At 66.2% G+C, this 24951-nt stretch carries 19 protein-coding genes; 10 read left to right on the top strand and 9 right to left on the bottom strand.

Annotated features, from left to right (window positions below; genetic code table 11):
- The first annotated feature begins 6 nt into the window (after window positions 1-6).
- From FAS41_RS14145 to FAS41_RS14125, 5 genes are all read left to right on the top strand, one after another.
- Entirely contained in the window at window positions 7-1389 is a 1383-nt protein-coding gene (locus FAS41_RS14145; RefSeq protein ID WP_138523229.1) for an aspartate aminotransferase family protein, read from the top strand.
- 206 nt (window positions 1390-1595) lie between these two features.
- Complete coding sequence (locus tag FAS41_RS14140; RefSeq protein ID WP_138523227.1) at window positions 1596-2642, top strand: ABC transporter substrate-binding protein; 1047 nt, start codon at window positions 1596-1598, stop codon at window positions 2640-2642.
- Window positions 2643-2708: 66 nt separating this feature from the next.
- The gene (locus FAS41_RS14135; protein WP_138523225.1) at window positions 2709-4100 is read left to right on the top strand and encodes a purine-cytosine permease family protein; all 1392 of its coding nucleotides are present in this window, start codon (window positions 2709-2711) and stop codon (window positions 4098-4100) included.
- Window positions 4097-5209, top strand: coding sequence for a class II histone deacetylase (locus tag FAS41_RS14130; RefSeq protein ID WP_138523223.1), 1113 nt, complete (start codon window positions 4097-4099; stop codon window positions 5207-5209). The genes FAS41_RS14135 and FAS41_RS14130 overlap by 4 nt, the downstream gene beginning before the upstream one ends.
- A 158-nt stretch (window positions 5210-5367) precedes the next feature.
- Entirely contained in the window at window positions 5368-5763 is a 396-nt protein-coding gene (locus FAS41_RS14125) for a lysozyme inhibitor LprI family protein (RefSeq protein WP_138523221.1), read from the top strand.
- A 298-nt stretch (window positions 5764-6061) separates the two neighbouring features.
- On the opposite strand, the gene fdhA is transcribed toward FAS41_RS14125, so the two are convergent.
- The 7 genes from fdhA to glyA form a co-directional block, all read right to left on the bottom strand.
- On the bottom strand, window positions 6062-7261 hold the full coding sequence (fdhA, locus tag FAS41_RS14120) for a formaldehyde dehydrogenase, glutathione-independent (RefSeq protein WP_045214055.1): 1200 nt from the start codon (window positions 7259-7261) through the stop codon (window positions 6062-6064).
- Window positions 7262-7663: 402 nt separating this feature from the next.
- The gene (locus FAS41_RS14115; RefSeq protein ID WP_138523219.1) at window positions 7664-8521 is read right to left on the bottom strand and encodes a formyltetrahydrofolate deformylase; all 858 of its coding nucleotides are present in this window, start codon (window positions 8519-8521) and stop codon (window positions 7664-7666) included.
- A 55-nt stretch (window positions 8522-8576) separates the two neighbouring features.
- A complete protein-coding gene (locus tag FAS41_RS14110; RefSeq protein WP_138523217.1) occupies window positions 8577-9212 on the bottom strand; it encodes a sarcosine oxidase subunit gamma in 636 nt (211 codons plus the stop codon).
- 74 nt (window positions 9213-9286) lie between these two features.
- Entirely contained in the window at window positions 9287-12307 is a 3021-nt protein-coding gene (locus FAS41_RS14105) for a sarcosine oxidase subunit alpha (protein WP_138523215.1), read from the bottom strand.
- Window positions 12307-12630, bottom strand: a complete 324-nt coding sequence (locus FAS41_RS14100) for a sarcosine oxidase subunit delta (protein WP_138523214.1) — start codon at window positions 12628-12630, stop codon at window positions 12307-12309. The genes FAS41_RS14105 and FAS41_RS14100 overlap by 1 nt, the downstream gene beginning before the upstream one ends.
- 14 nt (window positions 12631-12644) lie before the next feature.
- Complete coding sequence (locus FAS41_RS14095) at window positions 12645-13895, bottom strand: sarcosine oxidase subunit beta (RefSeq protein ID WP_138523213.1); 1251 nt, start codon at window positions 13893-13895, stop codon at window positions 12645-12647.
- Between the two features lie 123 nt (window positions 13896-14018).
- A complete protein-coding gene (gene glyA, locus FAS41_RS14090; RefSeq protein ID WP_138523212.1) occupies window positions 14019-15272 on the bottom strand; it encodes a serine hydroxymethyltransferase in 1254 nt (417 codons plus the stop codon).
- 239 nt (window positions 15273-15511) lie between these two features.
- Between glyA and FAS41_RS14085 the strand changes: the two genes are divergently transcribed.
- From FAS41_RS14085 to FAS41_RS14075, 3 genes are all read left to right on the top strand, one after another.
- Complete coding sequence (locus FAS41_RS14085; RefSeq protein ID WP_138523211.1) at window positions 15512-16039, top strand: hypothetical protein; 528 nt, start codon at window positions 15512-15514, stop codon at window positions 16037-16039.
- Window positions 16040-16104: 65 nt separating this feature from the next.
- Complete coding sequence (locus FAS41_RS14080; protein ID WP_138523210.1) at window positions 16105-16782, top strand: hypothetical protein; 678 nt, start codon at window positions 16105-16107, stop codon at window positions 16780-16782.
- A gap of 106 nt (window positions 16783-16888) precedes the next feature.
- Complete coding sequence (locus tag FAS41_RS14075; RefSeq protein ID WP_138523209.1) at window positions 16889-17935, top strand: threonine aldolase family protein; 1047 nt, start codon at window positions 16889-16891, stop codon at window positions 17933-17935.
- A gap of 240 nt (window positions 17936-18175) precedes the next feature.
- On the opposite strand, the gene FAS41_RS14070 is transcribed toward FAS41_RS14075, so the two are convergent.
- Window positions 18176-18493 (bottom strand): heavy metal-binding domain-containing protein, encoded by a 318-nt coding sequence (locus FAS41_RS14070; RefSeq protein WP_138523208.1) that lies wholly within the window; start codon window positions 18491-18493, stop codon window positions 18176-18178.
- Between the two features lie 911 nt (window positions 18494-19404).
- Between FAS41_RS14070 and fusA the strand changes: the two genes are divergently transcribed.
- Window positions 19405-21453, top strand: a complete 2049-nt coding sequence (gene fusA / locus FAS41_RS14065; protein ID WP_138523207.1) for an elongation factor G — start codon at window positions 19405-19407, stop codon at window positions 21451-21453.
- A 235-nt stretch (window positions 21454-21688) separates the two neighbouring features.
- Here the strand turns inward: fusA and gbcB are convergent, their stop codons facing one another.
- The gene (gene gbcB / locus FAS41_RS14060) at window positions 21689-22792 is read right to left on the bottom strand and encodes a glycine-betaine demethylase subunit GbcB (protein WP_138523206.1); all 1104 of its coding nucleotides are present in this window, start codon (window positions 22790-22792) and stop codon (window positions 21689-21691) included.
- 426 nt (window positions 22793-23218) lie between these two features.
- On the opposite strand from gbcB, the gene gbcA reads away from it, so the two are divergent.
- Window positions 23219-24508, top strand: coding sequence for a glycine-betaine demethylase subunit GbcA (gene gbcA, locus FAS41_RS14050; protein WP_138523205.1), 1290 nt, complete (start codon window positions 23219-23221; stop codon window positions 24506-24508).
- The last annotated feature ends 443 nt before the right edge of the window (window positions 24509-24951 follow it).

Raw genomic sequence — 24951 nt, 5'->3', positions numbered from 1 at the left:
AAGTCGATGACCGACAACACCCGCGCCCCGCGCGACACCCGTGAATACCAGAAAGCGGATGCGGCCCACCACATCCACGCCTTCCTCGACCAGAAGGCGCTGAACGCCGAAGGCCCGCGCGTGATGGTGCGCGGCGAAGGCCTGCACCTCTGGGACAACGACGGCAACAAGTACCTCGACGGCATGTCCGGCCTGTGGTGCACCAACCTGGGCTATGGCCGCAAGGACCTGACCGCCGCCGCCACCGCCCAGCTCGACGAACTGCCGTACTACAACATGTTCTTCCACACCACCCACCCGGCGGTGATCGAGCTCTCCGAGACCCTCTTCAGCCTGCTGCCCGACCACTACAGCCACGCGATCTACACCAACTCCGGCTCCGAGGCCAACGAGGTGCTGATCCGTACCGTGCGCCGCTTCTGGCAGATCGAAGGCAAGCCGCAGAAGAAGATCATGATCGGCCGCTGGAACGGCTACCACGGCTCCACCCTGGCGGCCACGGCGCTGGGCGGCATGAAGTTCATGCACGAGATGGGCGGCCTGATCCCGGACATCGCGCACATCGACGAACCCTACTTCTTCGCTGCCGGCGGCGACCTGACACCGGCCGAGTTCGGCCGTCGCTGCGCGCTGCAACTGGAAGAGAAGATCCTCGAACTGGGCGCCGACAACGTCGCCGGCTTCATTGCCGAGCCGTTCCAGGGCGCTGGCGGCATGATCTTCCCGCCGGAAAGCTACTGGCCGGAAATCCAGCGCATCTGCCGTCAGTACGACGTGCTGCTGTGCGCCGACGAAGTGATCGGCGGCTTCGGCCGTACCGGCGAGTGGTTCGCCCACCAGCACTTCGGCTTCCAGCCCGACACCCTGTCCATCGCCAAGGGCCTGACCTCCGGCTACATCCCCATGGGCGGCCTGGTGCTGAGCAAGCGCATTGCCCAGGCGCTGGTGGAAGAGGGCGGCGTGTTCGCCCACGGCCTGACCTACTCCGGCCACCCGGTGGCCGCCGCCGTCGCCGTTGCCAACCTGCGCGCGCTGCGCGACGAGGGCTGGGTGAACGCGGTGAAGAACGACACCGGCCCGTACCTGCAACAGTGCCTGCGCGAAGTCTTCGGCAACCACCCGCTGGTGGGCGACATCCAGGGCACTGGCTTTGTCGCCGCCCTGCAGTTCGTCCAGGACAAGGCCACCCGCAAGCGCTTCGACAACGAGAACGACATCGCCTGGCGCTGCCGCACCATTGGCTTCGAGGAGGGCGTGATCATCCGTTCCACCCTCGGCCGCATGATCATGGCCCCGGCGCTGGTCGCCGGACGTGCCGAGATCGACGAGCTGGTCGACAAGACCCGCCGCGCGGTCGACCGTACGGCCCAGGAAATCGGCGTGCTGTAACCGCACGGCCTGTAGGAGCGAGCTTGCTCGCGAACAGACTCCGCAGCGGGGCTGGTTCGCGAGCAAGCTCGCTCCTACCAAAAGAACACCAACAACAACGCCGCGAGCGCAAAGACGCCCGCGCGATGGAACCCTTTTGCCCGGCTTCTGGCCGGGGCTACTGCCCAGCAACACAACAACGCCAATCCGGCTGTGGGAGTCGTTCCATGAAAGTGTCCTTGCTCACGCGCATCTCCATCACCTGTGCCCTTGCTGCCGCTGTCGGCAGCGTTCAAGCACAGTCCCAAAGCATCACCGTCATCTCCTTCGGCGGCGCCACCAAGGCGGCCCAGGAGCAGGCCTACTTCAAGCCCTTCGAGGCCAGCGGCGCCGGCAAGATCGTCGCCGGCGAATACAACGGCGAGATGGCCAAGGTGAAAGCCATGGTCGACGTCGGCAAGGTCACCTGGGACGTGGTCGAGGTGGAAAGCCCCGAGCTGCTGCGCGGCTGCGAGGAAGGCCTGTTCGAGCGCATCGACCCCGCCGCCATCGGCAACGAATCGCAGTTCGTCCCCGGCACCCTAAGCGAGTGCGGCGTGGCCACCTACGTCTGGTCCATGGTCATGGCCTACAACGGCGCCAAGGTCGCCAAGGCCCCGCAATCCTGGGCCGATTTCTGGAACACCGCTGAATATCCGGGCAAGCGCGGCCTGCGCAAGGGCGCCAAGTACACCCTGGAAATCGCCCTGCTGGCCGACGGCGTGAAGCAGGAAGACCTCTACAAGGTGCTCGGCACGAAAGAGGGCGTCGATCGTGCCTTCGCCAAGCTCGACCAGCTCAAGGGCAACATCCAGTGGTGGGAAGCCGGCGCGCAGCCGCCGCAGTGGCTGGCCGCCGGTGACGTGGTGATGAGCGCCGCCTACAACGGCCGCATCGCCGCCGCGCAGAAGGAAGGCGTGAAGCTGGGCATCGTCTGGCCGGGCAGCCTGTACGACCCGGAATACTGGGCCGTGGTGAAGGGCACGCCGAACAAGGCGCTGGCCGAGAAGTTCATCGCCTTCGCCAGCCAGCCGCAAACCCAGAAGACCTTCTCCGAGAACATCCCCTACGGCCCGGTGCACAAGGGCACGCTGGACCTGCTGCCGGCGGACGTGCGCGACGCACTGCCCACCGCACCGGCCAACCTCGAAGGCGCCCGCTCGGTGGACGCGGCCTTCTGGGTCGACCACGGCGAAGAGCTGGAACAGCGCTTCAACGCCTGGGCCGCCCGCTGATCCTTTCCTGATCCAAGCCCGGCGCTCGCGCCGGGCCTGCCTTGCCAACGACGCGTGAGAAACACAATGACAACGACGCAAAACCAGGCGACGACGCTGGAGCTGAGCACCATCCAGCCCATCGCCGCACACGAACGACACGGCCGCGCCCGTGACCTCTTCACCATCTGGTTCGGCAGCAACATCATGCTGCTGACCGTGGTTACCGGCGCCCTGGCGGTCACCGTGTTCAAGCTGCCGTTCTTCGCCGCCGTGCTGGCGCTGGTGCTCGGCAACCTGGTGGGTGGCGTGTTCATGGCCCTGCACTCGGCCCAGGGCCCGCAGCTGGGCGTGCCGCAGATGGTGCAGACCCGCGGCCAGTTCGGCTCCTTCGGCTCCTTGCTGGTGGTCGCCCTGGTGGTGATCATGTACCTGGGCTTCTTCGCCTCCAACCTGGTGCTCGGCGGCCAGGCGCTGCACGCGCGCTTCGAGGTGATCGGCACCAACACCGGCATCCTGCTGGTGGGCGCGATCAGTGTGATCGCCACGGTGTTCGGCTACCGCCTGATCCACGGCTACACCCGCGTGATGTCCTGGCTGTCCGGCGCGGTGCTGCTGATCAGCTTCGTCTGGCTGGTGTTCGTCCACGGCCTGCCGGCGGACCTGCTGCAGCGCAATGAGAACAACATCCCCGGCTTCCTCGGCGCGCTGTCCATCGCCGCGCTGTGGCAATTGGCGTATGCGCCCTACGTCTCCGACTACTCGCGCTACATGCCGCAGGGCACTGGTGCGCGCACTGCGTTCTGGTCGAGCTACTGGGGCTGCTGCCTGGGCTCGATCCTGCCGATGCTGCTGGGTGTGCTGGTCGGCCTGTCGGTGGGCGAGGGCGACGTCATCGCCGGCCTGATCGAGATGACCGGCGGCTTCAGCGCCATCATGGTCGCGGTGTTCTCCATCGGCATCGCCGCCACCAACTCGATGAACCTGTACTGCGGCACGCTCTCGGCCATCACCGTCGGCCAGACCCTGCTGCCGTCCTGGTCGGCCCAGGCCGGCTGGCGCGCGGTGATCGCCCTGGCGCTGTTCAGTGGCTCCCTGGCCATCGCCCTGCTCGGCCAGGACAACTTCATGGCCAACTACACCAACTTCATCCTGCTGCTGCTCTACGTGCTGGTGCCCTGGAGCGCGATCAACCTGGTCGACTACTACCTGGTGGCCCACGGCGAATACGACGTGCTGTCGTTCTTCCGTCGCGACGGCGGCATCTACGGCACCTTCAACTGGACCGCGGTGAACTGCTACATCCTCGGCATCCTGGTGCAGGTGCCGTTCATGTCCACCGCGCTCTACACCGGTGCTGCCGCGCAGGCCATGAATGGCGCGGACATCTCCTGGGTCGTCGGCCTGGGCGTGGTCTCGCCGGTCTACTGGCTGTTCAGCCGCAAGCGCCAGCGTGCCCTGAAGACGGCCCGCGCATGAGTCGTCGTACCGGGTTCTTCTTCGACGAGCGCTGCTTCTGGCACGCGACCGGGCTGCATGCCTTGATCCTTCCCGTCGGCGGCTGGTTGCAGCCGCCGGTGGGCGCCGGCCATGCCGAGTCGCCGGAGAGCAAACGCCGGCTGAAAAGCCTGATGGACGTCTCCGGCCTCAGCAGCCAGCTGCACCTGTCCAGCGCGCCGCTGGCCAGCGAGGAAGACCTGCTGCGGGTGCACCCGGCCGGCTACCTGGAGCGCTTCAAGGCCTACAGCGAAGCCGGCCACGGCGACATGGGCGAGGAAACCATGGTCAGCCATGGCACCTACGACATCGCCCGGCAGTCCGCCGGGCTGACCATCGCCGCGGTTGACGCTGTGCTGCGCGGCGAGTTGGACAACGCCTACGCGCTGTCCCGCCCGCCGGGCCACCACTGCCTGCCGGATCGCGGCATGGGCTTCTGCTACCTGGCGAACATCGCCGTGGCGGTGGAGACGGCCAAGGCGCGCCACGGGATCAAGCGCGTGGCGGTGCTCGACTGGGACGTGCACCACGGCAACGGCACCGAGACGATCTTCTACGGCCGCGACGACGTGCTGACCCTGTCGATTCACCAGGCCGACTGCTACCCCACCGGCAGTGGCGCGGTGGACGACATTGGCGAAGGCGCGGGCAAGGGCTGCAACCTCAACGTGCCGCTCTATCCAGGCAGCGGTGACGATGCCTACCGCGTGGCCATGGAGACGATCATCGTGCCGGCGCTGGAGCGTTTCCAGCCGGAGCTGATCGTGGTGGCCAGCGGCTTCGACGCCAACGGCGTGGACCCCCTGGCGCGCATGCTCGCCCACAGCGAGACCTTCCGCTTCATGACCGCCGCCGTGCGCGACGCTGCCGAGCGCCTGTGCGCTGGCAAGCTGGTGGTGGTGCATGAAGGCGGCTATGCGGAAGCCTATGTGCCGTTCTGCGGGCACGCGGTGATCGAGGAGATGGCCGGCGTACGCACCGAAGTGGTCGATCCCTTCCTGCCGATGCTCGAAGGCCAGCAGCCCGACGCTGACTTCCGCGCCTTCCAGCGCCAGGCGCTGGAGCGGATGGCGGCGAAGCTGCTCGGCTGAGCGCCGCGACGTGGCGGCGGATAACCGCGAGCGGTTATTCGCCCTACGATGTGGATTTGGACTCGTGTAGGGCGCATAACGCTCCAAGCGTTATCCGCCATTGCCCAGCGAGAGCGGCTAGAGTGGGGACTCCATCCAAAACAACGGATAGCGTCCCCATGAAGTTGCTGCTCCTTCCCCTCGGCCTGCTGGCCATGTCTTCCTTCGCCCAAGCCGCCGAGGACTGCGCCGACGCCAAGACCCAGGGCGAGATCAATGCCTGTACCGGCGCCGCCTACAAGGCCAGCGACAAGCGTCTTAACGATCTCTACGGGCAGTATCGCCAGCGCCTGGATGCCGGGCAGAAGAAGGCCCTGACCGCTGCGCAGAAGGCCTGGCTGACCTACCGTGACCTCAGCTGCAAGTTCGAGACGTCCAGCGTCGAGGGTGGCTCGGGCTATCCGATGGCCTACAGCAATTGCCTGAAGGCCATGACGGACAACCGCATCAAGGAACTGCAGACGCTGTCCGACTGCCAGGAAGGCGACTTCAACTGCCCCGCGCCCAAGCCTTGATCGGATTTGTAGGATGGTGTGGAGCGCAGCGATACCCATCAATTCTCGGCACCGCCAGCATGGGTATCGCTGCGCTCCACCCATCCTACGTATCCTTCCCGCGCCAAGCCGTGACGGATCTTCTGTAGGAGCGAGCTTGCTCGCGAACGGATTTCCCGGTTGTGCCGCGGTGCTGGTCGGGTTCGCGAGCAAGCTCGCTCCTACACGCCCCGGCCGCGCGGACAAAAAAAGGGAGCCTTGCGGCTCCCCTGGAGAGACGGCCGCGGAAGTGGAGTCGCGGCCGGGGTCGGTTGCGCCGTCAGGCGGCGCGGAACAGGTTGTGCGGGTCGATGACGAATTTCTTCGGCACCCCGGCATCGAACTCGCCGTAGCCCTTGGGCGCCTGGTCGAGGGTGATGACTTCCACCCCGACGACGTCGGCGATCTTGATGCGGTCCCACATGATCGCCTGCATCAGCTGGCGGTTGTATTTCATCACCGGGGTCTGGCCGGTGTGGAAGCTGTGCGACTTGGCCCAGCCCAGGCCGAAGCGGATGCTCAGCGAACCCTGCTTGGCCGCTGCGTCCACCGCGCCCGGATCCTCGGTGACGTAGAGGCCCGGAATACCGATCTTGCCGGCTACCCGTACCACGCCCATCAGCGAGTTCAGCACGGTGGCCGGAGCCTCGTGCTGCGAGCCCGAATGACCATGGCCGCGGGCTTCGAAGCCCACCGCGTCGACCGCGCAGTCCACTTCCGGCTCGCCCAGCAGATCGGCGATCTGTTCGTGCAGCGGAGTGTCCTTGGACAGGTCGGCAATCTCGAAGCCCTGCGCCTTGGCGTGGGCCAGGCGGGTCGGGTTGACGTCACCGACGATCACCACGGCGGCGCCCAGCAGGCGGGCCGAAGCGGCGGCAGCGAGGCCGACCGGACCGGCACCGGCGATGTAGACGGTGCTGCCCGGACCGACGCCGGCAGTCACCGCACCGTGGTAGCCGGTGGGGAGGATGTCGGAGAGGCAGGTCAGGTCGCGGATCTTCTCCATCGCCGCGTCGCGGTTGGGTAGGCGCAGCAGGTTGAAGTCGGCGTAGGGAACCATCACGTACTCGGCCTGGCCGCCGACCCAGCCGCCCATGTCGACGTAGCCGTAGGCACCGCCGGCGCGGGACGGGTTGACCGTCAGGCAGACGCCGGTGTGCTGCTCCTTGCAGGTACGGCAGTGGCCACAGGCGACGTTGAACGGCACCGAGACCAGGTCGCCGATCTTCATGGTTTCCACGCCGCGGCCAATCTCCACCACCTCGCCGGTGATCTCGTGGCCCAGCACCAGGCCTTCCGGCGCGGTGGTACGGCCACGGACCATGTGCTGGTCGGAGCCGCAGATGTTGGTGGAAACCACGCGCAGGATCACCCCGTGGTCGATCTGCTTGCCCTGCGGGTCCTGCATCTTCGGATAGGGGATGTTCTGAACTTCGACCTTGCCCGGGCCGAGATAAACCACACCACGATTGCCAGACATACGCATTCCTCATTGTGTTTGTGGGTACAAAGGCGGGCCTTGCGGCACGCGGTTTTGCACTGGGATGTCGTGTGTTGCGCGACAGGGCCGGTCGGTACTGCTGGCAGCCGGCTGGGTTGTCGGTGTTGCTCGGTGCTTGGGAGCGGGCTTCAAGACCCTCTCCCCAACCCTCTCCCTGAAGGGAAAGGGGGCTGTTCGGTGTCGCCGGATGGCACGGAGTCCGGCCCTCGCTCGGATATCCCCTCTCCCTTCAGGGAGAGGGCTAGGGAGAGGGCGCTCTATACAGCGCGCGCCACACTCCGAGGTGACACGTAGGGCGGATGAGCCCCATCCATCCGCCGTTGCAGACGTCATGGCGGATAACGCCTGTGGCGTTATGCGCCCTACAGGTACGGGCTGTGCTTACAGCACCACTGTCCTATTGGCGTTCAGGAACACGCGTTTCTCGATGTGGTAACCCACGGCCTTGGCCAGGGTCAGGCACTCCACGTCGCGGCCCTTGGCGATCAGGTCCTCGGGGTAGTGGGAGTGGTCCACGGGCTCGACGCCCTGGGCGATGATCGGGCCCTCGTCGAGGTCGTTGTTGATGTAGTGGGCGGTGGCGCCGACCAGCTTCACGCCCTTCTGGTAGGCCTGGTGGTAGGGCTTGGCGCCCTTGAAACCGGGCAGCAGCGAGTGGTGGATGTTGATCGCCCAGCCGTCCAGGCGGCGGCACAGCTCGGGCGAGAGCACCTGCATGTAGCGGGCGAGGATCACCAGTTCGGCGCCGGTTTCCTCGATCACCTGCCAGACCTTCGCCTCCTGTGCGCCCTTGTCGTTCGGGTCCAGCGCAAAGTGGTGGTAGGGAATGCCGTGCCAGGTCGCCAGCGGCTCCAGGTCCGGGTGGTTGGAGACCACCGCCACCACGTCCATCGGCAGCTGGCCGATACGCTGGCGGTAGAGCAGGTCGTTCAGGCAGTGGTCGGCCTTGGAGACCATGATCACCACCTTGCTGCGGTAGCCCGGTGGGGTCAGCTCGACGTTCATCTGGAAGGGCGAGACGCGGTCGGCGAGGCCGGCGCGGAAGGCCGCTTCGTCGAAGCCGTCGCCGGCGCGGAATTCGATGCGAATGAAGAAGCGCTGCGCCAGGCGGTCATCGAAGGAGTGGTGCTCGGTGACGTAGCAGCGCTGTTCGAACAGGTAGCGCGTGACCACGTCCACCGTGCCCAGCAGGCTCGGGCTGTCGGCGGTGAGGATCCAGGTATCGGGGGTGCGGCTCATGGTCTGACTCCGAAGGATTTCCCCTCGCCGAAGCAGCGAGGGGAATCGACGCCTGTTACGCCGCTACCTGCAGGCCGTACTCGGCGCAGGCGTCCTGCAGCCACAGCCAGATGTAGTCGGAGAAGCTGCGGCGCACCACCAGCTCCCAGGTGTGCTCGCCGGTATGGCGGATCACCAGCTGGGACTTGGCGAAGTTCGTGCCCACCGCCTTGCCCACCGGGAAGTTGCTCGGGTGGACGTCGTAGCCGGTGGACTTCATCAGCACTTCGCGCACCTTGGCGCCTTCGAGCTCCAGCAGGGTCTGGCCGCCGCTGACGTTGATCACCGAGTAGTGCAGGTCCTCGCCGAGGGCTTCGCGCAGTCGCTGCTCGACGGCGAATTCCTCGCCGCCGGGGACGATCAGCAGCCACTCGTCCGGGCCGAGCCACTGCAGCGAGGTTTTGCCCTTGGCTACCAGGCCCAGGGCCACCGGCAGCTCCAGGCCCAGGGCCTTGTGTACGCCGCCGGCGAAGGCCGGGTCGTGGGCGTCGCCACGCAGGGTCAGGTGGCCGAGGAATTTCTTCTCGCGCAGGGTCACGCCGGCGTTGGCCACCTTGCGCGCGGCGAGCTTGTCCAGCTCGGCGTGGTGCAGGGGGGATTCGGCCTGAATGCCGTCTGCGGGGCGTTGCTGGTAGAGGTTGGCTTTGCTCATGTTCTGTTCACCTTGGGGCGCGCTGCGCCTGGAAATCGGTCAGCCCGCTCCCTGTGGGGAGCGGGCGCGAGGGATCAATCCACGTTCTGCCGTTCCCCTTTCGGGTCGTAGAACACCGAGCTGCAGATTTCCGCCTCGATCACCCGGCCATCGGCCAGCGGGGCATAGACCTTCTCGCCCAGGCGCTTGATGCCGCCCTTCACCACCGCCAGGGCGAAGCTGTAGCCCAGGCTGCTGCTCATGTAGCTGGAGGTGACGTGGCCGACCATGGTCGCCGGAACGGTGTGCTGCGGGGTGAACAGCAGTTGCGCGCCTTCGGGCAGCAGGTCCATCGGGTTGGTGGGTTTGAGGCCGACCAGCTGCTTGCGGTCCTCGCGCTGGCAGTCGGCGCGGTTCATGCCGCGCCAGCCGATCCAGGAGAAGGGCTTGGTACGACCGACTGCCCAACCCATGTTCAGGTCGTCCGGGGTGACCGAGGCGTCGGTGTCCTGGCCGACGATGATGAAGCCCTTCTCGGCGCGCAGGACGTGCATGGTCTCGGTGCCATACGGCGTCAGGTTGTACTTCGCGCCAGCGGCGACGATGGCTTCCAGCACACCCATGGCGTAGTTGGCCTGGATGTTCACCTCGTAGGACAGCTCGCCGGTGAAGGAGATGCGGAACACCCGCGCCGGGACGCCGGCGACCTTGCCTTCCTTCCAGGTCATGAAGGGGAAGGCGTCCTTGTCCAGGTCGATGTCGGTGACCTCGGCCAGCAGCTTGCGGCTGTTGGGGCCGGACAGGGTCAGGGTGGCCCAGTGGTCGGTGACCGAGCTGAAGTACACCTTCAGCTCCGGCCATTCGGTCTGGTGGTACAGCTCCAGCCACTCCAGCACGCGCGCCGCGCCGCCGGTGGTGGTGGTCATGACGAAGTGGTTGTCGGCCAGGCACGCGGTGACGCCATCGTCGAAGACCATGCCGTCTTCCTTGCACATCAGGCCATAGCGGGCCTTGCCCACATCCAGCTTGGTCCAGGCGTTGGTGTAGACGCGGTTGAGGAACTCGCGGGCGTCCGGGCCCTGGATGTCGATCTTGCCCAGGGTCGAGGCGTCGAGCAGGCCGACCGACTCACGCACGGCGCGGCATTCGCGGGCCACGGCGGCGTGCATGTCTTCGCCGCGCTTGGGGAAGTACCAGGGGCGCTTCCACTGGCCGACGTCCTCGAACTCGGCGCCGTTCTTCACGTGCCAGGCGTGCAGGGCGGTGAAGCGTACCGGCTCGAACAGATGGCCGCAGTGGCGGCCGGCGACCGCGCCGAAGGTCACCGGGGTGTAGTTGGGGCGGAACATGGTGGTGCCGGTGTCGGCGATGCTCTTGCCCTGGGCGCGGGCGGCGATCGCCAGGCCGTTGATGTTGCCCAGCTTGCCCTGGTCGGTGCCGAAGCCCAGCGCGGTGTAGCGCTTGACGTGCTCGATGGACTCGAAGCCCTCGCGGCAGGCCAGTTCGATGGCGGCGGCGGTGACGTCGTTCTGGGTGTCGACGAACTGCTTGGGTGCGCGCGCCGTGGATTTCTCGTGGGGCACCTGGAACAGCGCGAGGGTGGCGTCCTCGGCACGCTCGGCAACCACCGGCAGCTCGCCTTCGACGGCCTTGAAGCCGCCGTCGACTGCGGCCTGGCTGCCGGCCTGGTAGCCGTCGGCCAGGGCATCGGCGAGGCGGAACACGCCGTTCACCGCGCCGGCACAAATGCGCTTCTGGAAGGCCAGGCCCGGCACGAAGGCGAGGATGTCCTCGCGCCATTCCGGCTTGCCGCCCAGGTGCGAAGCCAGGTGCACCACCGGGCTGTAGCCGCCGGAACTGGCGATGAGGTCGCAGTCCAGCCACTCGCCGGGCGCGTTGACCTTGTGGCGGAAGGTGTCGATGGAGGCGACCTTCGCTCCGCTCACGCGTTTGCTGCCGCGTGCCTCGATCACTGCGCTGCCGGTGATGACCCGCATACCGCGCTTGCGCGCTTCCTCGACCCACTCCCCACGCGGATTGGGGCGGGCGTCGGCAATGGCGACCACCTGCAGACCGGCCTCCTGCCAGTCCAGGGCGACGCGGTAGGCGTAGTCGTTGTTGGTGGACAGCACCAGTTTCTTGCCCGGTGCCACGCCGTAGCGGCGTACATAGGTGGAGACGGCGCCGGCAAGCATGTTGCCCGGCACGTCGTTGTTCGCGTAGACCAGCGGGCGCTCGTGGGCGCCGGCAGCCAGTACCACGCGGTTGGCACGCACGCGGTGTACACGCATGCGCACCTGGCCCAGCGGAGCGGTCTCGCCGATATGGTCGGTGCGGCGCTCGTGAATGGTGAGGAAGTTGTGGTCGTGGTAGCCGTTGACCGTGGCGCGCGGCAGCAGGATCACGTCCGGGTTGCCTTCCAGCTCGGTGATGGCCTGGGCCACCCACTCCTCGGCCGGCTTGCCATCGAGGGTTTCGCGGGTGTCGAGCAGGCTGCCGCCGAACTCTTCCTGTTCATCGGCGAGGATCACCCGCGCACCGCTGCGCGAGGCGGCCAGGGCAGCGGCGAGGCCGGCGGGGCCGGCGCCGACGATCAGCACGTCAGCGTGGTGGTTCATCCAGTCGTAGCTGTCCGGGTCCACTTCGGTGGGCGCGCGGCCCAGGCCGGCAGCCTTGCGGATGTACTTCTCGTAGGTCAGCCACATGGACTGCGGGTACATGAAGGTCTTGTAGTAGAAGCCGGGCGGCATCAGCTTGCCGCCGACCTTGCCGAAGATCCCCATGAGGTCGTTCTGCACGTTCGGCCAGCCGTTGGTGGCGGTGGCCACCAGGCCGCTGTACAGCGCCTGCTGGGTGGCGCGCACGTTGGGCACCTGGGTGGATTCGCGCGAGCCGATCTGCAGGATGGCGTTGGGCTCTTCGGCGCCGGCGGCGACGATGCCGCGCGGGCGCGAGTACTTGAAGCTGCGGCCGAGGATGTCGACGCCGTTGGCCAGCAGCGCGGCGGCCAGGGTGTCACCGGCGAAGCCCTGGTAGCTCTGGCCGTTGAAGCTGAAGGTCAGCGGCTTGTTGCGGTCGATGCGACCGCCACGGGACAGGCGATTGATCTGGCTCATTAGGCCTTCTCCACGGCGGGCTGGACGGCGGATTTCTTCTCGGTGGCGGTGATGCTGGGCTTTTCGCCGATCTTGTAGGTTTCGAGGATTTCGTAGGTCACCGTGTGGCGGGTGACGTTGAAGTACTGGCGGCAGCCGGCGGCGTGCACCCACAGTTCGTGGTGGATGCCGCGCGGGTTGTCGCGGAAGAACATGTACTCGCCCCACTCGGCGTCGGTGCAGGCGGCCGGGTCGAGCGGACGCGGAATGTGCGCCTGGCCCTTGGCGTGGAATTCCTCTTCGGAACGCAGCTCGCCGCAATGAGGGCAGAAGATGTTCAACATGGTTAATGCCCTCTTTAGTGAGCTACGGCCGCAGCGCCGTGCTCGTCGATCAGCGCGCCGGTGTGGAAGCGTTCGATGGAGAAGGGCGCGGCCAGCGGATGCGGCTCGCCCTTGGCGAGGGTGGCGGCGAAGACGTTGCCCGAGCCGGGCGTGGCCTTGAAGCCGCCGGTGCCCCAGCCACAGTTGAAGAACAGGTTCTTCACCGGGGCCTTGCCGATGATCGGGCAGGCGTCCGGGGTGGTGTCGACGATGCCGCCCCACTGGCGGTTCATGCGCACGCGCGAGAGCACCGGGAACATCTCGACGATCGCCTGCAGGGTGTGTTCGATCACCGGGTAGGAGCCGCGTTGGCCATAGCCGTTGTAGCCGTCGATGCCGGCGCCGATGACCAGGTCGCCCTTGTCCGACTGGCTGATGTAGCCGTGCACGGCGTTGGACATGATCACGCTGTCGATGATGGGTTTCAGCGGCTCGGAGACCAGCGCCTGCAGCGGGTGCGATTCGATCGGCAGGCGGAAGCCGGCGAGCATCGCCATGTGCCCGGAGTTGCCGGCGGTGACCACGCCGACGCGCTTGGCGCCGATGAAGCCGCGGTTGGTCTCGACGCCGATCACGGCGCCGTCCTGCTTGCGGAAGCCGATGACTTCGGTCTGCTGGATCAGGTCCACGCCCAGGGCGTCGGCGGCACGGGCGAAGCCCCAGGCCACGGCGTCGTGACGGGCCACGCCGCCACGGCGTTGCACGGTGGAACCCATCACCGGGTAGCGGGCGCTCTTGGTGCAGTTCAGGTAGGGAATCTCTTCGGCCACCTGCTGGGCGTTGAGCAGTTCGCCGTCCACACCGTTGAGGCGGTTGGCGCTCACGCGGCGCTCGCCGTCGCGCATGTCCTGCAGGGTGTGGCAGAGGTTGTAGACGCCGCGCTGGGAGAACATGACGTTGTAGTTCAGGTCCTGGGACAGGCCTTCCCACAGTTTCATGGCGTGTTCGTAGAGCAGCGCCGACTCGTCCCACAGGTAGTTGGAGCGCACGATGGTGGTGTTGCGCGCGGTGTTGCCGCCGCCCAGCCAGCCCTTCTCGATCACCGCGACGTTGGTGATGCCGTGCTCCTTGGCCAGGTAGTAGGCAGTGGCCAGGCCGTGCCCGCCGCCGCCGACGATGACCACGTCATACACCGGCTTGGGCGTGGGCGTGCGCCACATGCGCTGCCAGTTCTCGTGGTGGCTCAGGGAGTGCTTGAACAGGCCGAAGCCGGAGTAGCGTTGCATGGGGTGCTCCTGAAATCTCTAGTCGCCGTGTCGCCCTTCGTAGGAGCGAGCTTGCTCGCGAATGGCCTCGCGACGGGGCTGGTTCGCGAGCAAGCTCGCTCCTACAAGGGGCTGCCGGGAATCTCAACGGTAGACCGGGAAATCCGCGCACAGGCCGGCGACCTGGGTGGCGACTTTCGCCTCCACGTCGGCGTCGCCCAGGTGGTCCAATACGTCGCTGATCCAGCCGGCCAGCTCGCGGCACTGTTCTTCCTTCAGCCCACGGGTGGTGACCGCCGGGGTGCCGATGCGGATGCCGGAGGTGACGAACGGGCTTTGCGGGTCATTCGGCACGGCGTTCTTGTTCACGGTGATGCCGACGCGGCCGAGGGCGGCGTCCGCTTCCTTGCCGGTCAGGCCCTGCTTCACCAGGCTGATCAGCATCAGGTGGTTGTCGGTGCCGCCGGAAACCACGTCGTAGCCGCGGTCGATGAACACCTGGGCCATGGCCTGGGCGTTCTTGATCACCTGGGCCTGGTAGTCCTTGAAGCCGGGCTCCAGCGCTTCCTTGAAGCACACCGCCTTGGCAGCGATCACGTGCATCAGCGGGCCACCCTGGGCGCCGGGGAAGACGGCCGAGTTGAGCTTCTTCTCGATCTCTTCGTTGGACTTGGCCAGGATCAGGCCGCCGCGGGGGCCGCGCAGGGTCTTGTGGGTGGTGGTGGTGACCACGTCGGCGTAGGGCAGCGGGTTCGGATACAGGCCAGCGGCGACCAGGCCGGCGACGTGGGCCATGTCGACGAACAGCAGCGCCCCGACCTTGTCGGCGATGGCGCGGAAGCGCGGGAAGTCCAGCGTCTTGGAGTAGGCGGAGACACCGGCGACGATCATCTTCGGCTGGTGTTCCACGGCCAGGCGCTCGACCTCGTCGTAGTCGATCAGTCCGGTGTCGGTGTTCAAGCCGTACTGCACGGCGTTGTACAGCTTGCCGGAGGAGGAGACCTTGGCGCCGTGGGTCAGGTGGCCGCCATGGGCCAGGCTCATGCCCAGGATGGTGTCGCCGGCGTTGATCAGCGCCAGGTACACGGCGGAGTTGGCCGAGGAGCCGGAGTGCGGCTGCACGTTGGCGTAGTCGGCGCCGAACAGCTGCTTGGCGCGATCGATGGCCAGCTGCTCGACCTTGTCCACATGCTCGCAGCCGCCGTAGTAACGCTTGCCCGGATACCCTTCGGCGTACTTGTTGGTCAGCCCGCTGCCCTGGGCCTGCATGACGCGCTTGCTGGTGTAGTTCTCCGAAGCGATCAGCTCGAGGTGGTCCTCCTGGCGCGCTTCCTCGGCATCCATCGCCGCGAGCAGTTCGTCGTCATAACCCTGGATCTGGTCTTGCTTGCTGAACATCGCTGGTCTCCCTGCGGCGCGCTGGAGCGCCATGGCTGGTGCGGGACGCAACTGGCCCCCTTGGCAGCGATGGTATGACTGGCCCCGTCGGCCCAGATGCCTGCGCACGTCGTGGGTAGGTGCGTTTGCGACATGCTGCGACCGGCGTAGAAGTGACCGGGTGCGTGGAATTGCTCGCGGCGGCTGGTCAGAATGCGACATGCCCGCGCCAGGACGGCGCGGCCTGCGGAGCCAAGTGGATGAAGCGCGGCTTTCTCGTGAGTTCGCTGTGTCTTGCCCTGCTGACGCCCTCGCTGTCGGCCTGGGGCATGTCGCGCCTGTTCGACGGCGACGCCAACGTCTGGATGCAGGACCGGACCCTGTGCTTTGGCGGGGCCGCGTTCAAGTCGCCCGGCCTGTTCTTCAACCGCACGCTGCAGGTGGACGAACGGCAAGTGGCGGTGCAGTACATCGAAGTCTCCCGCGAACCCTACGAGCCGTTCTGGTCGTCGGCCAGTATCGAACCGACCCAGGGCGTGCCGCTGCGCAGCGACACCTGCTTCGCCTATGGCCGGGCTATTGCCGGCTTCCGCGAGAAAACCCCGGCGCGGCTGCTGGAGCCTGGCCTGTACAGCGTCACCGTCGGCGGGCACGACAGCGCCGGCGACGGCCAGCGGGCGACCTTCATGAAGACCTTCTGCCTGGAGGCACGCGGCGACGGGCTGGCTGTCATCAAGGCGGGCTACGACGAGAAGGCCGGTCGCTGGCGCTGCGAACCCGCGCAATGAAGCTGCCGATAGGAACCATTGGGCCAACGGAATAAACTGCGCGTCTCACGAAATGCGAGGACGCCATGAACCGTTCCCTGACTCTGCTTTCCGCCCTGCTGCTCACCGCGACGCTGCAGGGCTGCGGTGACGACAGCCAGCCCGCCAAGGCCGCTGCTCCCGAAGCCGCCAGCACCGGCGCTGCCACCCCGGCCGGCGACAGCTGCACCGGCCATGTTCTGGAGAAGGCGCTGCCGCCGACCAAGGCCATCTACGGCTATCCCTACCTGTCCCGCGAGTGCGGCTACGACGACGCCACCATCGTCTACGGCAAGGCCGATGGCAGCCAGCACCTGGTCGTGACCCTGACCGACACCGGCCTGCCGGCGCCGGGCGCCGACCAGCAGGGCGAGGCTGCCAAACAGTACCTGGCTGCCCAGGCCAAGCTGCGCGACACCACCGCCAAGAACGTCTCGCTGCTCAACCAGGCGCGCCAGGCCGCGCTGCAGAACGGCACCGCCGCGCAGTTCGGCGGCGAGCAGTACCTGCCGGTGATCGACAGCACCCGCATGGGCGACCCGCTGGCCATCAGCGTACCGGGGCCGGATGACAAGGCTGGCGAGTCGAGCCTGACTGGCCTGATCAAGGGCCGCTACGTGCTCAACATGACCTCGCCGGACAAGCCCAATGGCGGTACCGCTCAGTCCCTGCGCGAACTGTTCGTGCCGATCTCCGAGCAGATGGCGCTGACCAAGCTGCCCTGATCCATCCCGCGGCCTCCAGTCAGCGGGAGGCCTGCGCCCTCCGGCGGCGAGCGACTATCCGTTGCTACGCTGCTGCCTGACGCACAACGTTTTCCGAGGCCGCACCATGACCGACAACACCCAACAGTTCGCCAGCGACAATTATTCCGGTATCTGCCCCGAAGCCTGGGCGGCCATGGCCGAGGCCAACCGCGGCCACGAACGCGCCTATGGCGACGACCAGTGGACCGCCCGCGCCTCCGACTACTTCCGCGAGCTGTTCGAGACTGACTGCGAAGTCTTCTTCGCCTTCAACGGCACCGCGGCCAACTCCCTCGCGCTGGCGGCGCTGTGCCAGAGCTATCACAGCGTGATCTGCGCCGAGACCGCCCACGTCGAGACCGACGAGTGTGGCGCGCCGGAGTTCTTCTCCAACGGCTCCAAGCTGCTGCTGGCGCGCACCGATGCCCAGGGCAAGCTGACCCCCGAGGCGATCCGCGAGATCGCCCTCAAGCGCCAGGACATCCACTACCCGAAGGCGCGCGTGGTCACCATCACCCAGGCCACCGAGGTCGGCACCGTCTACCGTCCGGACGAGTTGCAGGCGCTCAGTGCCACCTGCCGCGAACTGGGCCTGCACCTGCACATGGACGGCGCGCGCTTCTCCAACGCCTGCGCCTTCCTCGGCGCTACCCCGGCCGAGCTGACCTGGAAGGCCGGCGTCGAAGTACTCTGCTTCGGTGGCACCAAGAACGGCATGGCGGTGGGCGAGGCTATCCTGTTCTTCAACCGTGAACTGGCCGAAGGCTTCGACTACCGCTGCAAGCAGGCCGGCCAACTCGCCTCGAAGATGCGCTTCCTCGCCGCGCCCTGGGTCGGCGTGCTGCAGGATGACGCCTGGATGCATTACGCCAGCCACGCCAACCGCTGTGCACAACTGCTGGCCGAGCGCGTCGCCGACGTGCCGGGCGTGCAACTGATGTTCCCGGTGGAAGCCAACGGCGTGTTCCTGCAGATGTCCGAAGCTGCCCTGGAGGCCCTGCGTCAGTTGGGCTGGCGCTTCTACACCTTCATCGGTGCCGGCGGCGCGCGCTTCATGTGCTCGTGGGACACCGAAATCGCCCGCGTCGAGGAACTGGCGGCCGACATTCGTAGGGTGATGGGCGCAGGGTGATGGGCGCGCAAGTTGTCCCCAGGGGCTGGGGACGGTTGCTCGCGCAACCTGTCCCCAACCTGTGGATGAATGCTTGCAGGCCATGGGCGGCGTGGCTTGCAGGTTGCCGATCAAAACTTGATCACAGTGGCCCTGGTGTAGGAGCGAGCTTGCTCGCGAACATCCGTCCCTTCGCTTCACACCTTGGGGGCAGGCGGAATTCGGTTCGCGAGCAAGCTCGCTCCTACAGGCTCTGCACCGCTAGATGCGCACCGCCGTCCCGCTCACGCTGACCATCAGCATGCTGCCGTTCTGCCCTACCACCTCATAATCCAGGTCGATGCCGACCACGGCGTTGGCGCCCAGCTCCTCGGCGCGCTCCTGCAGCTCCTCGAAGGCGATCTCCCGCGCCCTGCCCAGCTCCTTCTCGTACGCACCGGAACGCCCGCCGATGATGTCGCGCAGGCCGGCGAACAGGTCGCGGAACACGTTCGCGCCGAGGATCGCCTCGCCGACCACGATGCCGCGGTATTCCTGGATGGTCTTGCCCTCGATGGTGGGGGTGGTGGTCAGGATCATGGGACGGGCTCCTCTGCTGGGGAAATCCAGCATAGCCCCGCACCCCACCGAAGGCCCCGCCGGCTGTGTTTCAGCGTTTGGCGAAAATCTGCGGGCAACCTTGTGATAAAGCTGTGGACAACCTGGTGGAAAATGTTCGCGGCGGGGCACTATCGTGAACCGCGCCATTTCATCGCGCATTCTCATGGAAGTCCCGCTATTCCTGGCTCTCAGGAGTGATGGAAGGGGTTGTGAAGATCTCCACAGCTGTTGTGGAGGCAAGCTTGCCCAACCTGTGGAAAACCTGTTGGGAGGCGCCTGCGAAGCTGATGGCGCGCGGCTTTCCGAAAGCCGGCTATTTTCTGATCAAGCCCACCTTTTCAGTCATTTGCGAGCCTGTGTATCGATTGCAGCGATTTTCCTGTGCACGATCCTTCCGCCGCTATCCCCGGTTTATGTTGACCCTCCTGTGCGCCTCCTGTGGAAAACATCACCAACGTCATGTCCTGCATGGCTTCCAGAGGGTTGTTCAAGGAATGATCAGCTCGGCAGGCAAGCGACTGATCCACCGTTGCTTTTCCCCAGCCGCAGGGGCTGCACGAAACTTTCCACAATGCCTGTGGGGCGAATCTCGCAGAAGGTGTGGACAACCTGTACCCACATCGCTGGAGGCCACGCGGGGCGCGCCCCAGTTGCTTCAGTACGTTTTTTGAGCAAATGGCGAAAGTCGCGCCATGACTGGCTTTCAGCGGATTTTCCGGAGGGTTTTCCACATCGGCTGTGCAGCGTTCTGCCAGGAACTTGTGGGTGGGTTGTGGATGAATCGCTGCGAGCCTCGCTGCTGCTGGCTCACGCCGGGCTGATCAATATTTGTCCAGGGGCGCAGAGCCTGCTGCCTATACTTCAAGCACCCTGGGGGCGGGAGATTCAGCATGTCCAGTTACTCGGTGGAACAGATCCGCACCGTGGCCCTGGTCGGCCACGGCGACAGCGGCAAGACCCTGCTTGCCGAAGCGCTCCTGCAGCACAGTGGCGCCATTCCCAGCATGGGCTCGCTGGAGCGCGGCGACACCCTGTGCGACTCCGACCCCATGGAACGCGAATACCACCATTCCCTGGCGGCCGCCCTGGTGCACTTCGAGCACGAAGGCGCGCACATTCGCTTGATCGATACGCCCGGTTATCCCGACTTCATTGGCCACGCGTTGCCGGCCCTGGCGGCCGTGGAAACCGCGCTGGTGGTGGTGAATGCGCAGAACGGCATCGAGCTGAGCACCCGCCGCATGATGGACTGGGCTGGCGAGCGAGGGCTGTGCCGGATGCTGGTGGTGAACAAGATCGACGCCGAGCGCATCGACCTGCCGGGCCTTCTGGCGGGTTTGCGCGAGTCGTTCGGCAAGGAGGTATTGCCCATCAATCTGCCGGCCGAAGGTGGCGCCCGGGTTGTGGATTGTTTCTTCAATCCCGACGGTGAGGCGGATTTCTCTTCGGTGGCCGAAGCGCACCAGGCGCTGGTGGACCAGGTGGTAGAGGTCGACGAAGCGCTGATGGCGCACTACCTGGAGGAGGGCGAGGTGGCGCCCGAGGCGCTGCACGAACCCTTCGAGCGAGCCCTGCGCGAGGGGCACCTGATTCCGCTGTGCTTTGTTTCCGCCCGCACCGGTGCCGGCGTGCCGGAGCTGGCGAACATCCTCGCGCGTCTCGCGCCTAATCCCACCGAGGGCAACCCGCCGCTGTTCCTGCGCAGCGACGACAAGGGGGGTGAACACCCTGTGGTCTGCCAGCCCGATCCCAAGGCCCACGTCCTCGCCCACGTCTTCAAGGTGGTGATCGACCCCTTCGTCGGCCGCCTCGCGGTGTTCCGCGTGCACCAGGGCACGATCCGTCGGGAGATGCAGCTGTTTGCCGGTGACGGGCGCAAGCCGTTCAAGGTCGGCCACCTGCTGCGCCTGCAGGGAAAGAAGCACGAAGAGTCGCCGTGGCTGATCCCCGGTGACTTCGGCGCACTGAGCAAGGTCGACGAACTGGACTATGGCGTGGTGCTGCACGACTCCCACGACGAGGACCACATCCATCTCAAACCGCTGGACTTCCCCGAGCCGATGCAGGGCCTGGCCATCGAGGCGAGCCGGCGCGGCGATGAGCAGCGTCTGGCGGAAATCCTCCAGCGCCTGCAGGCCGAAGACCCCTGCGTGCGCCTGGACTACAACGCCTCCACCCAGCAGACCGTGCTGCGCGGCATGGGCGAGATGCACCTGCGCTACCTGCTGGAGCGCATGGCCGGGCAGTACAAACTGGAAGTGCAGACCCGCGCGCCCGCCGTGCCCTACCGCGAAACCGCCACCCGCACGGCGGAAGGGCACAGCCGGCACAAGAAGCAGACCGGCGGGGCGGGGCAGTTCGGCGAGGTGTTCCTGCGCATCGAGCCGTTGCCGCGTGGTGAGGGCTTCGCCTTCGTCGACGCGATCAAGGGAGGGGTGATTCCCGGCAATTTCATCCCCTCGGTGGAGAAGGGCGTGCGCTCGGCGCTGGTGGCCGGGCCGCTGGCAGGCTTCCCGGTGGAGGACGTGAAGGTCACGGTCTTCGACGGCAAGAGTCACTCGGTGGACTCCAAGGACATTGCCTTCCAGGCCGCCGGGCGCAAGGCGATGCTGGATGCGCTGCGCAATGCCGGCGGCATCGTGCTGGAACCGGTGATGCAGATCGAGGTGACGACACCGGATACCCACCTGGGCGACATCACCGCCGACCTGACCGGCCGCCGTGGCCAGGTGCTGGGCACCGAGTCGCTGTCGGCCAGCGTCGCGCTGGTGCGTGGGCAGGTGCCGCTGGCGGAGCTGGATGGTTACGCCAACCGGCTGAAATCCATCACTGCCGGCCAGGGCCTCTATAGCCTTTCTTCCAGCCACTACAGCGCTGTCCCACAGGACGTGCAGCAACGTCTCTCCAGTGGCTACAAGGCAGCCCCGGAAGAAGACTGAGCGAATGTGGATATTCGTCGCAGCCGGTGCCCGCAAAGCCCCGTGGCTGGGCCTCCGCGCGCGCCTGTCCGGCGTGCTCGCGCACAAGGCGAAAGCCACGTGGCATGCGGGTTGCAGACGGGATCGAGGCGGCCAGGCGGTTCGGCCAGAGGTGTCTCCGAGCTTGCCTCGGGACACCTTCAGCCTGTGGATAACTCAGTGGGTAACGTGTGGGACAGGTGGGGGCAGGCTGTGATCAGTACTCGATCACCACGTCGCCCTTGGGCACGCTGCAGCAGGACAGGATGTAGCCCTCGGCGACGTCTTCGTCGGTGATCCCGCCGTTGTGCTCCATCTCCACCTCGCCGGAGCGTTTCATCACCTTGCAGGTGCCGCAGATACCCATGCCGCAGGCCTTGGGAATGTGCAGGCCGAGCTGCGCGGCGGCGGCGTGGACGGTCTCGCCGGGTGCCACGCGGATGCTCTTGCCGGTTTCGCAGAACTCAACGAGGTTCTGATCGGCCAGGGGCACGGCCGGCGCCTCGGCCGCTTCGGCGGCCAGCTCCTTCACGTCGGCGCGCACTTCCGGCGGGGTCGGGCCGAAGGCCTCCTCGTGGTAGCGCGACATGTCGTAGCCCTCGGCTTCGAGCAGTCGCTTGACCGCGTGCATGTACGGCGTCGGGCCGCAGCAGAAGACCTCGCGTTCGAGGTAATCGGGCGCCATCAGCTGCAGCATCGCCTTGTTCAGGAAGCCCCGGTAGCCGGCCCAGGACTCGCCCATCTCGTACTTCTCGCAGACCAGGTACAGCTTGAAGTTGTTGATCCGCGAGTTCATGTGCTCCAGCTCGCGGTGGTAGATGATGTCCTTGGGCGTACGCGCGCTGTGCACGAAGACCATGTCGACGTTGGCATTGGTGTCGAAGAACCAGCGCGACATGGACATCACCGGGGTGATGCCGACGCCGCCGGAGAGGAACAGCACCTTTTCCGCGGGGAAGTCGATGGCGTTGAAGTTGCCCACTGGCCCGTGCACCGGGACCTGATCGCCTTCCTTGAGGTTGTCGTGCAACCAGTTCGAGACCTTGCCGCCGGGCACGCGCTTGATGGTGATGGAGAAGCTGTAGGGCACCGAGGGCGAGCTGGAAATGGTGTAGGAACGCATGATCGGCTGGCCGTCGATCTCCAGCTCCAGGGTGACGAACTGCCCCGGCTTGAAGAAGAACATGATCGGCGCGTCGGCCATGAAGCAGAAGGTGCGCACATCCCAGGTTTCCTGGATGGCCTTCACGCAGCGCACCAGGTGGCGCCCGTTGGCCCAGGTCTGGGTGTTCACCGGATTGAGGAAGTTGTTCGTCGACATGCTGTCTCTCCGCGCACGCGGGCCGTGCTGGGCCTGATGGGGCAGCGCCGGGGCCCGCTTGCCTGCGTCGCGCGGACGTAGAAAGCACGGGGCCTTTCGGCATGCCTGATGGGGCGGATTGTGTGCACGAGGATGCCCGCTGCATTTACCTGCCAGCGACATTTGCATGCTTATCGCGACCTGCCGCCTGGGACGTGCCGTTGCGCGTCGGGAAATGATCTGGCCGTGTCGCCCATGGATAAGGGTATTCACCGGTCGCGGCCCCACACTCAGCTCCATGCCGAGCAACCCCCAGGTTGAGCGAGACGGCGGGAAACGGCGCACTCGGCGCGCCTGACACCTGCCGCAAATGCCCTGCGTGGCAAACCGTATCAGCCACTTATTTCCGCCGGCAGCCCGACCGGGCTGCGGCATGAGGACCTAGCAATGGACGTCACCGCTACCCTGAGTCTGGGCGACCCGCTGGAACCGGCCCGCAAGGCCACCGCCGAGATGTTGCGCACCCGCGACCACAGCTTCTCGCTGCCGCAGCCCTTCTACAACGACGAGCGCCTGTTCCAGCTGGACATGCAGGAGATCTTCCACAAGGAGTGGCTGATCGCCGGCATGACCTGCGAGATCCCCGCCAAGGGCAACTTCCTCACCCTGCAGATCGGTGACAACCCGGTGATCGTCCTGCGGGGCGCCGAGGGCAAGATCCACGCCTTCCACAACGTCTGCCGCCACCGCGGCTCGCGCCTGTGCGTGAGCGACAAGGGCAAGGTCGCCAAGCTGGTCTGCCCCTACCACCAGTGGACCTACGAGCTGGATGGCCGCCTGCTGTTCGCCGGCACCGAGATGGGCGCCGACTTCGACATGAAGAACTACAGCCTGAAACCGGTGAACGTGAAGACCGCCGGCGGCTACATCTTCATCTCGCTGTCGGAGAACCCGCCGGCCATCGATGACTTCCTGCGTACGCTCGAGCACTACATGGAGCCGTACGACATGGAGAACACCAAGGTCGCGGTACAGACCACGCTGATGGAAAAGGCCAACTGGAAGCTGGTGCTGGAGAACAACCGCGAGTGCTACCACTGCAACGGTTCGCACCCGGAGCTGCTGAACACCCTGCTGGAGTGGGACGACGTCACCGACCCGCGCGCCAGCCAGGCGTTCAAGGACCAGGTCGCCGCCTGCACCACCGCCTGGGATGCCGAGAAGATTCCCTACGCCCACGCCAGCTTCGGCCTGCGCAACCGCATCGTGCGCATGCCGCTGCTGCAGGGCACCGTGTCCATGACCATGGACGGCAAGCAGGGCAGCAAGAAGCTCATGGGCCGCATCCAGAACCCGGATCTGGGCTCGATGCGCATCCTGCACCTGCCGCACTCGTGGAACCACTGCATGGGCGACCACCTGATCGTCTTCACCGTGTGGCCGATCAGCGCGCAGCAGACCATGGTCACCACCAAGTGGCTGGTGCACAAGGATGCGGTGGAAGGCGTCGACTACGACGTGGCGCGCCTGCGCGAAGTCTGGGATGCCACCAATGACCAGGACCGTCGCCTGGCCGAAGAGAACCAGCGCGGCATCAACTCCACCGCCTACCAGCCGGGGCCGTACTCCAAGACCTACGAGTTCGGCGTGATCAACTTCCTCGACTGGTACAGCGAGCGGATGCTCAACAACCTGGGCGAAGAATCCGCCCACGCCCGCCTGGTCGCCGAGAAGTAAGACCCCGCCACCCAGCGCCCCTTTGCGGGGGCGCTGTCGTTGAAGAGGAATCCACTTGGACGCCATGCTCTTCTACAGCAGCTCCGCCTTCGTCACCGGCCTGGTGGCGTGGAACCTCTTCGCCTGCTGGCGCAAGCGCTGATCCCTGTCGCTGTGCTCTTTGTAGGATGGGTGGAGCGAAGCGATACCCATCGGCGCGGGCGTGAATTGATGGGTATCGCTGCGCTCCACGCCATCCTACGTCTCGGCTCTGAATCTCACCTCACTCGGTAATTCGCGGCTTCCGGGCCTTCGTGCGGGGACGCATTCCCCTGCGCGACGCAAACGCTGTCGCCCATGTCGCGAGGTTGACGCTTTCGGTATGACCCTGGTCGCTTTCGAACCGGGTCGCCTCCGGGGGCAGGGATATCCTGCCTGCAAAGCGTCGGCACAAGTCCCGCCGC

It is taken from the genome of Pseudomonas nicosulfuronedens, from assembly GCF_005877905.1.
GTDB classification, from domain to species: domain Bacteria; phylum Pseudomonadota; class Gammaproteobacteria; order Pseudomonadales; family Pseudomonadaceae; genus Pseudomonas; species Pseudomonas nicosulfuronedens.
Note: the sequence above shows the minus strand (reverse complement) of the source record. Positions and strands in the feature narration are given on the sequence as shown.

Excerpts from the sequence above, each read along its gene's own strand:
- fusA (WP_138523207.1), top strand. The coding sequence starts at position 19,405 with ATGTCCAGTTACTCGGTGGAACAGATCCGCACCGTGGCCCTGGTCGGC.
- FAS41_RS14100 (WP_138523214.1), bottom strand. The coding sequence starts at position 12,630 with ATGTTGAACATCTTCTGCCCTCATTGCGGCGAGCTGCGTTCCGAAGAG.
- gbcB (WP_138523206.1), bottom strand. The coding sequence starts at position 22,792 with ATGTCGACGAACAACTTCCTCAATCCGGTGAACACCCAGACCTGGGCC.
- gbcA (WP_138523205.1), top strand. The coding sequence starts at position 23,219 with ATGGACGTCACCGCTACCCTGAGTCTGGGCGACCCGCTGGAACCGGCC.
- FAS41_RS14075 (WP_138523209.1), top strand. The coding sequence starts at position 16,889 with ATGACCGACAACACCCAACAGTTCGCCAGCGACAATTATTCCGGTATC.
- FAS41_RS14070 (WP_138523208.1), bottom strand. The coding sequence starts at position 18,493 with ATGATCCTGACCACCACCCCCACCATCGAGGGCAAGACCATCCAGGAA.
- FAS41_RS14110 (WP_138523217.1), bottom strand. The coding sequence starts at position 9,212 with ATGAGCAAAGCCAACCTCTACCAGCAACGCCCCGCAGACGGCATTCAG.
- FAS41_RS14085 (WP_138523211.1), top strand. The coding sequence starts at position 15,512 with ATGAAGCGCGGCTTTCTCGTGAGTTCGCTGTGTCTTGCCCTGCTGACG.
- FAS41_RS14140 (WP_138523227.1), top strand. The coding sequence starts at position 1,596 with ATGAAAGTGTCCTTGCTCACGCGCATCTCCATCACCTGTGCCCTTGCT.
- FAS41_RS14080 (WP_138523210.1), top strand. The coding sequence starts at position 16,105 with ATGAACCGTTCCCTGACTCTGCTTTCCGCCCTGCTGCTCACCGCGACG.
- FAS41_RS14125 (WP_138523221.1), top strand. The coding sequence starts at position 5,368 with ATGAAGTTGCTGCTCCTTCCCCTCGGCCTGCTGGCCATGTCTTCCTTC.
- fdhA (WP_045214055.1), bottom strand. The coding sequence starts at position 7,261 with ATGTCTGGCAATCGTGGTGTGGTTTATCTCGGCCCGGGCAAGGTCGAA.
- FAS41_RS14135 (WP_138523225.1), top strand. The coding sequence starts at position 2,709 with ATGACAACGACGCAAAACCAGGCGACGACGCTGGAGCTGAGCACCATC.
- glyA (WP_138523212.1), bottom strand. The coding sequence starts at position 15,272 with ATGTTCAGCAAGCAAGACCAGATCCAGGGTTATGACGACGAACTGCTC.
- FAS41_RS14105 (WP_138523215.1), bottom strand. The coding sequence starts at position 12,307 with ATGAGCCAGATCAATCGCCTGTCCCGTGGCGGTCGCATCGACCGCAAC.
- FAS41_RS14095 (WP_138523213.1), bottom strand. The coding sequence starts at position 13,895 with ATGCAACGCTACTCCGGCTTCGGCCTGTTCAAGCACTCCCTGAGCCAC.
- FAS41_RS14130 (WP_138523223.1), top strand. The coding sequence starts at position 4,097 with ATGAGTCGTCGTACCGGGTTCTTCTTCGACGAGCGCTGCTTCTGGCAC.
- FAS41_RS14115 (WP_138523219.1), bottom strand. The coding sequence starts at position 8,521 with ATGAGCCGCACCCCCGATACCTGGATCCTCACCGCCGACAGCCCGAGC.
- FAS41_RS14145 (WP_138523229.1), top strand. The coding sequence starts at position 7 with ATGACCGACAACACCCGCGCCCCGCGCGACACCCGTGAATACCAGAAA.